The following is a 12,643-nucleotide window of genomic DNA, read 5'->3' as shown; positions in this document are numbered from 1 at the left end:
GAAAATTCTGCCGTACGCGGAGAGGTGAACGCGCCGGGTCGGACTTCCGTGGTCGAAGACCTGCGCGTTGTCCGTGACCAGGGGCGTGCGGGTGCCGCAGATGTGTCCATGCCGACACCACGCGGCTCAGGTGTTACTGGTGCCCCAGTCGTCCTCGCCACCTCCCGCGCCGTTGCGCTCACGCAGGGAACGCACCCGGCCGGCCACGGAGTCCGGGACCCGGTCGCCGACCTTCTCGCTCACGGTGTGGAACGCCTTGCCGGCGAACTCCCGCCCCTGCAGGGCGGCGGACTCGGCGGTGTTGCGGACGGCGGGGTTCTGCGCGATCCGCCGACCGGACTTCTTCAGCTGTTCGTAGCGCTCGCGCCCGGCCCGTGTGCCCAGCACGTAACCCAGGGCCAGTCCGGCGACGAACGTGAGCCGGTAACGCATGACGGCCACCTTTCCTTGACGTGTGTCGTGTGTCGAGTGAGGAACGACGGGGTGGTGAGTGAGGCGACGGACGAACGGCGGACGGGCGACGGACTGACGATGGACGGGCGACGACTGGTGGACGAGGGGTACCGGGTGCGAGGCACGCGGAACCGATTGGCGGAGCACCCCCCTGCTTGCGCTAATGTATGTGTCGCAGCGACCGCACGCCCCCTGGCGAATACCCGGGGAGCCGCGATCGATGCAACGAGGCAATCCCCTGTAGCTCAATTGGCAGAGCAGCCGACTGTTAATCGGCAGGTTACTGGTTCAAGTCCAGTCGGGGGAGCTTCGATCTTCCGTAGCTCAATTGGCAGAGCAGCCGGCTGTTAACCGGCAGGTTACTGGTTCGAGTCCAGTCGGGAGAGCGCTTGAACGAGGACCCCGTTGGGGTCCTTTTTCATGCCCGGGGGAACCGCGCGATCCGCGCCGATGTCCTCATGGTCATGCGAAGTCGACCATCCGAAGCAGGAGATCGTATGAGCGGCTATGCTGCGGCAGACGGCGCGCACAAATGTGCGCGACGCGCCGTAATGGGGCGGTAGCTCAGCCGGTTAGAGCAGCGGACTCATAATCCGTCGGCCGTGGGTTCGAGTCCCACCCGCCCCACTCCGCGCTACGCGAGGAGAAACCTTCTGACCAGCAACTTAGCTGGTGGGTCGGGTGAGTTGAGGGCCCTGGCGGCCTTGTCCGGATCACCATTTCATGATCGTCCGGACGGATTCTGGACGCCGATTTCGATCAAGTCGGTCATGGTCGCTATGGGGTAGTTCGCGTCGATGTCGGGCAGGTCTCCGCTGGCTCGTCCCGTAGCGGGAAGTGGCCCATGGGAACGCCCGACGTCCGTGCTTGCCTCGGGTGGTCCGGTGTGGTCGATGGGCGCCCCAATGTTGGTGATGTATCTTGGGTGCATACATCGTGGATGTTGGAGGTGTCCGATGTCCGTCACGCAGATTGATCTCGACGACGAGGCGCTGGCCGAGGCCATGCGGCTCATGGGTGTAACGACGAAGAAAGAGACCGTCAACGCGGCCCTTCGGGACTACGTGGCGCGGATCAAGCGGCTTGAGGCTGTGGAGAAGTTGGCCGCGCGGGGTGCGCGTGGTGAGTTCGAGCAGGCCGCGGCGGCGCATGACGCGGAGAAACGTGCGCGACGCGAGGCCTTCGAGTGATCACGTATCTGGTGGACACCTCGGCTCTGTGGCACCTGTTTCGCACCCCAGGTGCGTTGCGTCCCTGGGAGGGACACATTGCCGCCGGGGTGTTCCACCTCTGCGAGCCGACGCGTGCCGATTTTCTCTACTCGGCAACCAGCCCGTCCCATCGGGATGAGCTTGCAGAGGAACTGGATGCGCTCTGCTTGCTCTCTCCGGTTCCGAAGAACGCCTGGCGCTGGGTCGACACCGCCCAGTACAAACTGACCCAACGGGGCCAGCATCGGGCGGCTGGAGCGATCGATCTGTTGGTGTGTGCGACAGCTGTACACCACGGGCACACCGTTCTCCACGTGGACAACGACTTCGCGACGGTGGCCGGAGTGCTCAAGGAAGTTCAGCAGCGGGACGTACGAGCCTGATCTTCTCGAGCAGCCGGTTCACGTTGTCGGTCTGTTGGCCTCTGGACGACCGATGCCCAAGTCACTGCCCTGGCTAGCCGTGCGGTCGTTGGCCCTCGCGTGGACGGCCGTGAAGAACTCGTCGCCGGGGCGTCCTTGAGCAGTTGACCCGCGCCCGCCTCGATGGCCGGCAGGGTGTTGGAGTCGGCGTCGAAGCCGACAGTGACGGGACCGGCGTGGGGCTGTCCTATCGGAGTGACGCTGGCGAGGCGGCCGAGCTTCTGACCCCCGGGGAGCGCGCTCTCGTTTCCTGGGCCGCCACAGCTTGATTGCCTCCACCCCCGCCGGCGGCGCCCTGCACCCGCTGCGCGACCCGGACGTACTCGAACTCGACGTGGACGACGAGGGGTAGCGGGAGCGGACTCTGGCCAGATACGTGCGCTGACGAAGACGTATCACTCCGGTGTTTAGACGCGCTCGAATCGTTTGGCGCCCGACGATACTTTCAGCGCTTGACCTTGACGCAACGGCAGGGTTTCTACTGGCGGCATGCGAATCGGAGAGATCGCCGCGCTCGTTGGGCTCACCACCCGGGCGATCCGGCACTACCACCATGTCGGGCTGCTTCCGGAACCGGAGCGGCGCCCCAATGGGTACCGGGCCTACAGCGTCCGCGACGCCGTACTGCTGGCCCGGGTGCGCCGACTCACCGAACTCGGCCTCAGCCTAGATGAAGTGCGCGACGCCCTCGCCGATGATGCCGGACGCGAACTGGCCGAGGTGTTGGAGGAACTCGACGCCGACCTGGCCCGCCAGGAAGCCGACATCCGGGAGCGCCGCCGCCGGCTCAGCGCCCTGCTCGCCGAGCCGCCCGGCGCGACCGGGCCCGTCTCACCCGCCCTCGCCGCACTGCTGGCACAGGCCCCCAGGACAGACTCGCCGAGCGCGGCCAAGGACCGCGAGTACCTCACGCTGATGGACGCCACCAGCTCCGGTAGCCAAGAGATTTTCGCGCTGCTCGGAACACTGGTCGCCGATCCCGCGGTCGTCGAACTGTATGAGCGCCTCGACGCGCTCACCGAAGCCCCCGCCGGCGATCCGCGGATCGCACCTCTGGCAGCTGACCTGATGGCAGCCGTCCCCGAGGAGCTGTTCGCCGCAATCCCCCAGGACGGGGCGGTCGTGACCGGGTTCAAGGAGGCGCTGCTCGCCGAGTACACCCCCGCGCAGGCGGAAGTCGTGGGCCGACTTATGGACGCGTTCATCGAGAGGGGCCGGGGATGAACGGCCGACCAAGGGGCGTACGGGCGGCGCGGGTCGCGGTCGCCGCCGTACTGCCGGGGGAACTGGCCCTGGCGGCCTGCCTGGTGGCCGGGGTCCAGCCGCCCGGCTGGGCGCTGGCGGGCGTCGAGGCGCTGGTGCTCGCGGTGCTGCTGCTGGAAGCCTGGGTGCTGCGCTCGCTGTATGTCGCCGCGCGCGCCCGCGGCGCAGACCGCCGGGCGGCGCGGCGAGCTGCCGTACGGGAGGTGGTGCCGGTGACGGTCCGCCGCCTGGTCCTCCACGAGCTACGCGCCCTCGCCTCCCTGGGGCGGTGGGTGCGGCGCGGCACGCACGGGGTGCGCCCCGGGGACCACGCCGCCGCGTACACCGGGCCCCAGACCGCGATGATGTACGGGCTGCTCTTCGTGATGGTCATCGAGACGGTGGGCTTGGCCTTCCTCATCCCTTGGCCGACGGTCCACCGGGTGATCCTGGTACTCGACCTGTACGGCGTCGTCCTCGTGCTGGCCCTGCATGCCGCCTGCGTCACCCGGCCACACGTCGTGCGCCCCGACGGCTCTCTGCGGATCCGGTACGGAGTCCTCTTCGATCTCGCCGTACCGCAGGACGCGGTCGCCTCGGTCCGGGTCGACCGGCGCTACCCCGAAGGCGGCCTGATCACCCTCTCCGAAGACGGGGTCCTCGACCTGATCGTGGGCAGCCAGACCTCGGTGACCCTGGAGCTGAACCGGCCACTCCCCTTCACCCGCCCGCTCGGCGCAACGGAAGAGGCCCACACCATCCGCTTCCACGCCGACGACCCGCGCGCACTGGTCAGCGCACTCCGTCAGCCCGCCTGAGCACACGGGTTGGTCTTCGCCGCGGCGTGACGCCCGGCAAGGTGCTCCCTTTTGGCTGACCGGGCCAGCCTGGTCCCACGTCTGCCATTATGACGTCAGTGGTGTATGCTGCCAGTGTAATAAATTGCAGATGGGGGCATGTGCATGGCTTGGGAGATCGTCGTGGTCGAGCCAGCTCTTTCGTGGCTTCACGGACTGCGCCGTACTGACCGCGACACCCTGATTCAGGTTAGCCAGGCTGTCACCGCCCTTCAGGAGGAAGGTCCCGCGCTGGGCCGCCCTCTGGTGGACACGATCAAGGGCTCGGCGCTGTCCAATCAATCTCAAGGAGCTCCGCCCCGGCTCGGCAGGAGCCACGGAAGTGCGGTTGCTGTTCGTGTTCGACCCGGACCGCCAGGCCGTGATCCTGGTCGGCGGTGACAAGGCGGGCAACTGGTCCGGCTGGTACCGCGTCGCGGTGCCCCAGGCGGAGCAGGCATACGCGGAGCATCTGAAGCGAATCGATGGAGAGGACGGGGCACGATGACTGATCACCTCAAGGACCCGCAGGCCGTCTCCTGGGGAGACCTGGCTGAGGATTTCGCCTTCACCGATGCCGAAAAGGACCAGGTTCAGAAGGGGGCTCAGGCGATGGTCCTGGCCTCCCGTGTGCACCGCCTCGCCGAGTTGCGGAAGCGGCAGCACACCACACAGGTTCAGGTTGCCGAAGCCATGGGTGTCACCCAGGCTCGCGTCTCACGCATCGAGAAGGGGCAACTGGAGCGCAGCGAGGTCGACACCCTCGCCGCCTACGTCAAGGCGCTCGGGGGCAAGCTGAAGATCGTCGCTGACTTCGGCGATGAGTCCTATGTCCTCGGCTGACCAGTCGGCGCGCTGCGGCCCAGGTCGATGAACGATCCGGTGGACAACTCGGGTCTTGACGCCAGGGGTGATGCTCCACCCCGGGAGAATGGGTGGAGCATCATCGCGTCGGTAGGGGACTCTGCTGTGCGAAGGTTCCATCTTCTTCGCCGAACTGGGCGGACGCGACTGCTGCTGTGGTAAGCATCCAACTCACCGACGCCCAGGGAGCGGCTCCCAGCCGAGAGGTGTTCCTCCTGCGGAGAGGCCGTGCCGGAGGCGGTCGGGTGTGCCGCCTCCGGTCGGTCGCTGGTGAGTCGTTACTTCAGGGGGGCACAGGTCTTCACGGTGCTGCCCTTGAACTGGGTGCAGATCAGAGTGTTCTTGGGATACTTCGCGCCCGTGTGGGCGTGCTTGCCCCAGGTGGTGTAGGCCTCCCATGTGCCGCTGATCTTGTAGACCTCGGATTTCTTCCAGCCACTGGCAGCCTTGTATGTGCCGCCGGGCTTCTTGTAGAGGAAGCGGGCGTACAGCGTCGGCTTCTTCGTGCCCGTGATGTCGGACTTGTGGGCGCCGACCGCGTTGAGGGCACGCCAGGACTTGCCGTTGGTGTACCAGTACTCGCCGCTCGTCCCGTAGACGCCGTTGACCTTGCGGATCGTCTTGTCCGTCGTCGCCGCGGAGGCCGGCGAGACGCTGACACCGAGCGCCAGTGCCGCCATGGTGGTCAGCGTGAGAATCTTCCCCGTTGTGCTACGCACTACATACCTCTGACGGCCGCCGTCCGCGCCACCTGGTGGCTGTCTCATCGATGGATGTATGGAACTGCGGCGCGGATCAGCAGGTTACCGGGTGGGGATGGGAGGTGACGGGGGGCTTTCGGGGAGGATGAGTGTGAGGACGGCAGCCGCGAACCAGCGGGTGTCGGTCAGGGCCCGGCAGCGTTCGACCACCGGTAATCGAACGGGAGTTGGGGTGGCGGTCCCGTCGTGTGTCATCGGGTTTCCCCAACTCCCTTTTGAGTGGGCGTTAAGTCCGTTTCTGGTAGCGGCCTCGTTCGGGTCGAGTGAGGAAGCCTTGGCGGGTGAGGCGTCCGAGGCGGCTGCGGGTGATGTTGACGGATGCCTCGTCGGTGGGCATGCCGAGGCGTTCGTGCGGCTCACGGGCTCGGAGCTCTTGATCGGGATGCTGGTTGAAGGTTTCACCATGGCCTGGTAGGCGGTATTCGTCTCGGGTGGTGCGGGTTGGCCTGAAGCTGGTGCGAGTTCGGCGATGACGTCCCGGGTGGTGGCCAGGTCCGCGAGCCGCGCTTCGGTCTTGGTCAGGGCGGTGGTCAAGTGCTGTATCTGGTCGCGCAGTTCGTCGGCACGGGCTGCGGTCAAGGCGTCCGACGGGTCGGCGGTCAGCCGGCCGGTCGCCATGACCCGGCGGCGTGCGGCTTGACCGGGGTCGACGGCGCATCGCCTCGCGTGGCGGGGCGCCCGGTGGCAGCAGCCTGCCACCCAATCGATCAAACAGGAGCGCACAATTTCACACACATGACATGTACGAGACATAAGCTGCCGTCTGATCGTTTCCCTCATGCCCATGAATATCTGAGAGGACTCGGATGATCAAGGTGGGACTGTTCCGTACCCGACTGGCGGCGTTAACCGCCCTGTTCAGCATCCTGATGACAATGGTCTGGGCACTTCCCCAGCCCGCCACCGCCACCGTCACCACCGAGGCAACCGCCGATACCGCCGCGACGGCCTCGACCGTGCCGACGCACCCTCTCTGCGCGAGACCCGACAAACCCAACCAGATGGCCTGCTTCGCGGTCGCCCGCGATGATGTCCGGCAGACCGGCAAGGGCTTCCAACCCCTGCTGGCCCCCGCCGGGTTGGGCCCCGCCGACCTTCAGAGCGCCTACGACCTGACGTCCGACGTGGCCGGGGCGGGGGTCACGGTGGCCATCGTCGACGCCTACGACAACCCGAACGCCGAGGCCGACCTGGCCGTCTACCGCTCCCAGTTCGGCCTGCCGCCCTGCACCACCGCCAACGGCTGCTTCCGCAAGACCGACCAGCGCGGCGGCACCGAGTACCCACAGCCCGACCAGGGCTGGGCCGGAGAGATAGCCCTCGACGTCGACATGGTCAGCGCCGCCTGCCCGCTCTGCCACATCCTGCTCGTCGAGGCAGACGAGCCGTCCATCGAGGGCCTCGGCGAGGCGGAGAACACGGCGGTCGCACTCGGCGCCTCGTACATCTCCAACAGCTGGGGCGGGAGCGAGAGCGCGTTCGGCGACCTGCCCGGCGACGACTACTACAAGCACCCGGGCGTGGCGATCACCTTCAGCACCGGCGACAACGGCTACGGCAACAGCTACCCGGCCACGCTCCCGTACGTCACGGCGGTCGGCGGGACCTCGCTGAGCCGGGACGGCGGGACGACCCGGGGCTGGAACGAGTCCGCCTGGACCGGGGCGGGCAGCGGCTGCTCGGCCTACTCCCCCAAGCCGTCCTTCCAGACCGACCGGGGCTGCGCCAACCGCGCCAACGCGGACGTGTCGGCCGTCGCCGACCCGGCGACAGGCGTCACCGTCTACAACACCTACGAGGACCGCGGCTGGGGCGTCTACGGCGGTACCAGCGCGTCCGCCCCGATCATCGCCGCCACCTACGCGCTCGCCGGGAAGCCGGGCGCGAAGACCTACCCCAACGCCTACCCGTACGCCCACACCGCCGCCCCCGACGGCGCGCCGAACGGCGCTCTGAACGACGTGACCAGCGGCACCAACGGCACCTGTGCCACCGCCTATCTGTGCACCGCCGGCCCCGGCTGGGACGGCCCCACCGGCCTCGGCACCCCGAACGGCACCGTCGCCTTCACCACCGGCCCGTACGGCAGGTTGACCGGCAAGGTCACCGACCCGTCCGCCGGTGGCCCGGTGGCCGGGGTGCGGATCACGGCCGGCGCGAACGCCACGACGACCGCCGCCGACGGCACGTACGACATGACGCTCCCGGCGGGCACGTACGACGTGACAGCCGCCAAGTTCGGCTACGGCAGCACCACGCCGGCCGCCGTCGAGGTCGGCGACGACGTGACCGTGGCCCGGGACTTCACGCTCTCCGCCCAGCCCCTGGTCACCGTCAGCGGGCGGATCCGGGACGGCTCCGGGCACGGCTGGCCGCTCTCCGCGGGCATCCAGGTCACGGGCGAGCCGTCCACTCGGACGTACACCGACCCGGCGACCGGCCGCTACACCCTCGAACTGCCCGCCAACAGCACCTACACCCTGCAGGTCGACCCGGTCTACACCGGTTACCAGGTCACGACGGCCGACCTGACGGTGGGTGCCAAGGCCGGCCGCAAGGACTTCGGCATCCCGGTCGACGCCGCCGCCTGCGTGGCGCCCGGCTACAAGCAGACGTTCAGCGAGGCCACCGAGACCTTCGACGGCACGCGGGCGCCCGCCGGGTGGAGCGTCACCGGCAGCGGCCACACCTGGCGCTTCGACGACCCGGCCGGGCGCGGCAACCTCACCGGTGGGCCGGGCGACTTCGCCATCGCCGACAGCGGCTACTCCGGCGACCGGCAGAACACCTCTCTCCTCTCCCCGGTCCTCGACCTGACCGGCTACGACACGCCCGCGGTCCGCTTCGGCACCTTCTACAAGCCGTTCGACGACGACTCCAAGGCCGACGTTGACCTCAGCGTCGACGGCGGCACGACCTGGTCCACGGTCTGGCACCGCGACACCGAATCCGCGGGCCCCGGGACGCAGAGCATCGCCCTCCCGGACGCGGCGGGGAAGTCCGCCGTCCAGGTGCGGTTCCGCTACTTCGGCGACTACGCCTACTACTGGCAGGTCGACGACGTCGCCTTCGGCGGCATGACCTGCGAGCCGGTGCCGGGTGGGCTGCTGTACGGGACGGTGACGGACCGCAACACCGGCCGGCAGCTGAGCGGTGCCACGGTGAGCGGCAAGACCGGCGCCGAGGCGACCACGGCGGGCGACGGTTCGTACGTACGCTTCGCGCCGCGGACGGGCCGTCAGCAGGTCGCGTTCAGCGCCGAGCACTACACCACGGCAGCGAAGAAGGTGAACGTCAAGGCCGACCACGCCACCCGCCTCGACGCGGTGCTGCTCGCCGGACAGCTGGCGATCAGCCCGGCGGCGGTCGACAAGACCGTACGCAAGGGGAAAGCCACCACCGCCCAGGTCACCCTGCGCAACACCGGCTCGGCCCCGCTCACCGTCAGCCTCACCGAGCGGTCCGGGGACATCCCGACGGCGACGACGGCCCGCGCGGCAGCTCCGCAGTACGTTCCCGGTGACTTCACCCCCGACCGGCTGACGAAGACGAAGCCGAAGACCACGTCCACGTCCACGTCCACGGACGTGACCCCCGCCGCCTCGGCCTGGACCTCCCTGGCCGACTACCCCACCCCCGTCATCGACAACGCCGTCGCCACCGGCCCGGACGGTCGCGTCTACTCGGTCGGCGGCACCGACGGCGCCTCCGTTCTGTCCGGCGGCTACGTCTACGACCCCGTCACCGCCGCCTGGACGGCGATCCCCGGCGGCCACCCCACCCCCCGCGAGTCACCCCAGTCCGCCTTCCTGAACGGCAAGTTGTACGTCACCGGCGGCTGGACAGCGGACGGCGGCACCGTGACCACCACCGAGGTCTACGACCCGCAACACCGCACCTGGTCCACCGCCGCCCCGGTGCCCGCCGGATACGCGGCAGCGGCTTCCGCCACACTCGACGGCAAGTGGTACCTGGTCGGCGGCTGCGGCCAGGGATACTGCACCGGCGCCACCGCAGTGCAGGTCTACGACCCGGCCACCGACACCTGGGCCGCCACCACTCCCTACCCCGAGGCCATCTCCTGGCTCGGCTGCGGCGCCGTCTCGGGCACCCTGTACTGCGCGGGCGGCACCACCGTGGTGGAGGGTACGCGGCACGGCTACGCCTACGACCCGGCCACCGCCGCCTGGACTCCGATCACCGACCTTCCCATCGACCTGTGGGCCTCGGCCGCCACCACCGCCGACGGCCGCTTCCTCCTCTCCGGCGGGGTCAGCAACCTGCTAAGCGTCGTCACCAGCGCCGGCTACGCCTACGACCCGGCCGCCCGCACCTGGACGGCCCTGCCCGCCGCCTCCACGCCGCTCTACCGGGCCGGTGGCGCCTGCGGGTTCTACCGGGTCGGCGGTGCGCCGAGCGTCTTCGACGCCCGTGCGAATGTCGAGCAGTTGCCGGGCCTCGACAGCTGCGTCCCGGCAGCCGACGTCCGCTGGCTCTCCACTACGCCCACCACCCATACGCTCGCCCCCGGCCGGCGCCTGACCGTCACCGTCCGGCTGGACGCGGGCGCTACGGCGGTGGACGTGGCCGGGACCTACACGGCCGCGCTCGCGGTCAGCACGGACACGCCGTACACGTACCCAGTGGTGCCGGTGCGGATGACCGTGCGCTGACAAACCGCCATCCGACAATCGTCGGGTCGTTCTTCGCCGCCCCCTCGCGCCGCATCAGTCGCGAGGGGGCCTCCTCGTGGTGGGGGCGAGCCCGGCGTGGGAGGCGAGGTGAGCGGCGGTCGACGGTCGGGAAGCCGGTGCCGTCGTCGACGGTGACCCGCAGGACTGCGGCGGCCCCGACGCCGAATGGGCTCTCTCCTGGCCGTCGCCCTGCGCTCCGCCTCCAGCGCGAACCGGCCTTGGACGTTCCCGCCACGGTGGTGTGGGCCTGTCTGCGTCCCGGGCGGGGGCGGGCCGACGCTCCGTGCGGGAGCGATCTTGCCGTGGCCCGGTCGGCCGTCGGCTGCTGACGGCCTCCGCCCGCCCGTTCGACCAGCCGGGAGGTGACCGCCGCATGCCGTAGTCCTCCGCCCAGGTCCGCGCGCCCGGCGTCTGGGACATGATCGTCGTCGGGGCAGGCCGGGCCGGCGCCGCCGCCGAGGACGGCTGCCACGCTGCTGCTCGAGCGCGCCGCCGATCAGACGCCTTCGCGCATAGGCACCCGGACGCCCCGCTCGTCGGCGACCGTCTCCGCGATGTCGTAGCCGGCGTCGACGTGGCGGATGACGCCCATGCCGGGGTCGTTGGTCAGCACGCGGCGCAGCTTCTCGCCGGCGAGTGCGGTGCCGTCGGCGACGGAGACCTGGCCGGCGTGGATGGAGCGCCCCATGCCGACGCCGCCGCCATGGTGGATGGAGACCCAGGACGCGCCGGACGCCACATTGACCATGGCGTTGAGCAGCGGCCAGTCGGCGATCGCGTCGGAGCCGTCGAGCATGGCCTCCGTCTCCCGGTACGGGGAGGCGACGGACCCGCTGTCCAGGTGGTCGCGGCCGATCACCAGCGGCGCGGCCAGTTCCCCGCTCGCCACCATGTCGTTGAAGCGCTCGCCCGCCTTGTCCCGCTCGCCGTAGCCGAGCCAGCAGATCCGGGCCGGCAGTCCCTGGAAGTGGACGCGCTCCCCGGCCATCTTGATCCAGCGCTGCAGCGACTCGTTCTCCGGGAACAGCTCCAGCATCGCTTTGTCGGTCTTCGCGATGTCGGACGCCTCGCCCGACAGGGCCGCCCAGCGGAAGGGGCCCTTGCCCTCGCAGAAGAGCGGGCGGATGTAGGCGGGCACGAAGCCGGGGAAGGCGAACGCCCGCTCGTATCCGGCGAGTTGGGCCTCGCCCCGGATCGAGTTGCCGTAGTCGAAGACCTCGGCGCCGGCGTCCATGAAGCCGACCATCGCCTCGACGTGCTTGGCCATGGACTCACGGGCGCGGGTGGTGAAGCCCGCCGGGTCCTTGGCCGCGGCGTCGGCCATGTCGTCGAAGTCGACGCCGACGGGCAGGTAGGCCAGGGGGTCGTGGGCGGAGGTCTGGTCGGTCACGATGTCGATGGGGGCGCCCTCGGCGAGCATCTGCGGGAGCAGTTCGGCCGCGTTGCCGAGCAGGCCGATCGACAGAGGCCGGCGGGCGTCCCGGGCCTCCACCGCCAGCTGCAGGGCGTGCTGCAGCGAGTCCGCGCGCACGTCGAGGTACCGGTGCTCGATGCGGCGCTCGATGGCACGCGGGTCGACGTCGATACAGATCGCGACGCCGTCGTTCATCGTCACGGCGAGCGGCTGGGCGCCGCCCATCCCGCCGAGGCCCGCTGTCAGCGTGATCGTCCCGGCGAGGGTGCCGCCGAACTTCTTCGCGGCGACGGCGGAGAAGGTCTCGTAGGTGCCCTGGAGGATGCCCTGGGTGCCGATGTAGATCCACGAGCCGGCCGTCATCTGCCCGTACATGGTCAGGCCCAGGGCCTCCAGGCGGCGGAACTCCTCCCAGTTGGCCCAGTCGCCGACCAGGTTGGAGTTGGCGATCAGGACACGCGGGGCCCACTCGTGGGTCTGCATGACACCGACCGGGCGGCCCGACTGGACGAGCATCGTCTCGTCCTGCTTGAGGGTGCGCAGGGTGCGGACCATCGCGTCGAAGGAGCGCCAGTCACGGGCGGCCTTGCCGGTGCCGCCGTAGACGACGAGCTTGTCGGGGTGCTCGGCGACCTCGGGGTCCAGGTTGTTCTGCAGCATCCGCAGCGCTGCCTCCTGCTGCCAGCCCTGCGCGCTGAGCGAGCTGCCGCGGGGAGCGCGCACGGTCCTCGGTCCAGAAATTCCAG

9 protein-coding genes, 3 tRNA genes and 2 pseudogenes are annotated in these 12,643 nt (G+C 69.4%); 10 read left to right on the top strand and 4 right to left on the bottom strand.

What is annotated here, in order from left to right; genetic code table 11:
- Positions 1–126: 126 nt before the first annotated feature.
- Positions 127–432, bottom strand: a complete 306-nt coding sequence (locus PV734_RS37850) for a YtxH domain-containing protein (protein WP_319093310.1) — start codon at positions 430–432, stop codon at positions 127–129.
- Positions 433–687: 255 nt separating this feature from the next.
- Between PV734_RS37850 and PV734_RS37845 the strand changes: the two genes are divergently transcribed.
- From PV734_RS37845 to PV734_RS37825, 5 genes are all read left to right on the top strand, one after another.
- Positions 688–760 (top strand) — tRNA-Asn (locus PV734_RS37845).
- A 6-nt stretch (positions 761–766) separates the two neighbouring features.
- A tRNA-Asn gene (locus PV734_RS37840) sits at positions 767–839 on the top strand.
- A gap of 167 nt (positions 840–1,006) precedes the next feature.
- A tRNA-Ile gene (locus PV734_RS37835) sits at positions 1,007–1,080 on the top strand.
- 329 nt (positions 1,081–1,409) lie between these two features.
- Positions 1,410–1,643, top strand: coding sequence for a type II toxin-antitoxin system VapB family antitoxin (locus PV734_RS37830; protein ID WP_319093309.1), 234 nt, complete (start codon positions 1,410–1,412; stop codon positions 1,641–1,643).
- Positions 1,640–2,047 carry a PIN domain nuclease gene (locus PV734_RS37825; protein ID WP_319293917.1) on the top strand — a complete coding sequence of 136 codons (408 nt, stop codon included), beginning with the start codon at positions 1,640–1,642 and terminating at the stop codon, positions 2,045–2,047. The genes PV734_RS37830 and PV734_RS37825 overlap by 4 nt, the downstream gene beginning before the upstream one ends.
- A gap of 78 nt (positions 2,048–2,125) precedes the next feature.
- On the opposite strand, the pseudogene PV734_RS45955 reads toward PV734_RS37825, so the two are convergent.
- Positions 2,126–2,238: pseudogene (locus tag PV734_RS45955) on the bottom strand (DNA-binding response regulator); the annotation flags it as partial.
- A gap of 337 nt (positions 2,239–2,575) precedes the next feature.
- On the opposite strand from PV734_RS45955, the gene PV734_RS37820 reads away from it, so the two are divergent.
- From PV734_RS37820 to PV734_RS37805, 4 genes and pseudogenes are all read left to right on the top strand, one after another.
- Positions 2,576–3,310, top strand: a complete 735-nt coding sequence (locus PV734_RS37820; protein WP_319093306.1) for a MerR family transcriptional regulator — start codon at positions 2,576–2,578, stop codon at positions 3,308–3,310.
- Positions 3,307–4,146: a hypothetical protein gene (locus PV734_RS37815; RefSeq protein ID WP_319293915.1), complete on the top strand. Its 840-nt coding sequence runs from the start codon at positions 3,307–3,309 to the stop codon at positions 4,144–4,146. The genes PV734_RS37820 and PV734_RS37815 overlap by 4 nt, the downstream gene beginning before the upstream one ends.
- Before the next feature lie 144 nt (positions 4,147–4,290).
- A pseudogene (locus tag PV734_RS37810) lies at positions 4,291–4,672 on the top strand (type II toxin-antitoxin system RelE/ParE family toxin).
- Complete coding sequence (locus tag PV734_RS37805; protein WP_319293913.1) at positions 4,669–5,007, top strand: XRE family transcriptional regulator; 339 nt, start codon at positions 4,669–4,671, stop codon at positions 5,005–5,007. Before PV734_RS37810 ends, PV734_RS37805 begins: the two are co-directional and overlap by 4 nt.
- 299 nt (positions 5,008–5,306) lie before the next feature.
- On the opposite strand, the gene PV734_RS37800 is transcribed toward PV734_RS37805, so the two are convergent.
- Positions 5,307–5,747 carry a hypothetical protein gene (locus tag PV734_RS37800; protein WP_319093302.1) on the bottom strand — a complete coding sequence of 147 codons (441 nt, stop codon included), beginning with the start codon at positions 5,745–5,747 and terminating at the stop codon, positions 5,307–5,309.
- Positions 5,748–6,595: 848 nt separating this feature from the next.
- Between PV734_RS37800 and PV734_RS37795 the strand changes: the two genes are divergently transcribed.
- On the top strand, positions 6,596–10,462 hold the full coding sequence (locus PV734_RS37795; protein ID WP_319293911.1) for a carboxypeptidase regulatory-like domain-containing protein: 3,867 nt from the start codon (positions 6,596–6,598) through the stop codon (positions 10,460–10,462).
- Between the two features lie 517 nt (positions 10,463–10,979).
- Here PV734_RS37795 and hutU read toward each other — a convergent pair.
- Positions 10,980–12,638, bottom strand: coding sequence for a urocanate hydratase (hutU, locus tag PV734_RS37790; protein WP_319294035.1), 1,659 nt, complete (start codon positions 12,636–12,638; stop codon positions 10,980–10,982).
- Positions 12,639–12,643 lie beyond the last annotated feature (5 nt).

Origin of the sequence: Streptomyces sp. AK08-02 (assembly GCF_033795085.1) — a bacterium.
GTDB lineage: Bacteria > Actinomycetota > Actinomycetes > Streptomycetales > Streptomycetaceae > Streptomyces > Streptomyces echiniscabiei.
Note: the sequence above shows the minus strand (reverse complement) of the source record. Positions and strands in the feature narration are given on the sequence as shown.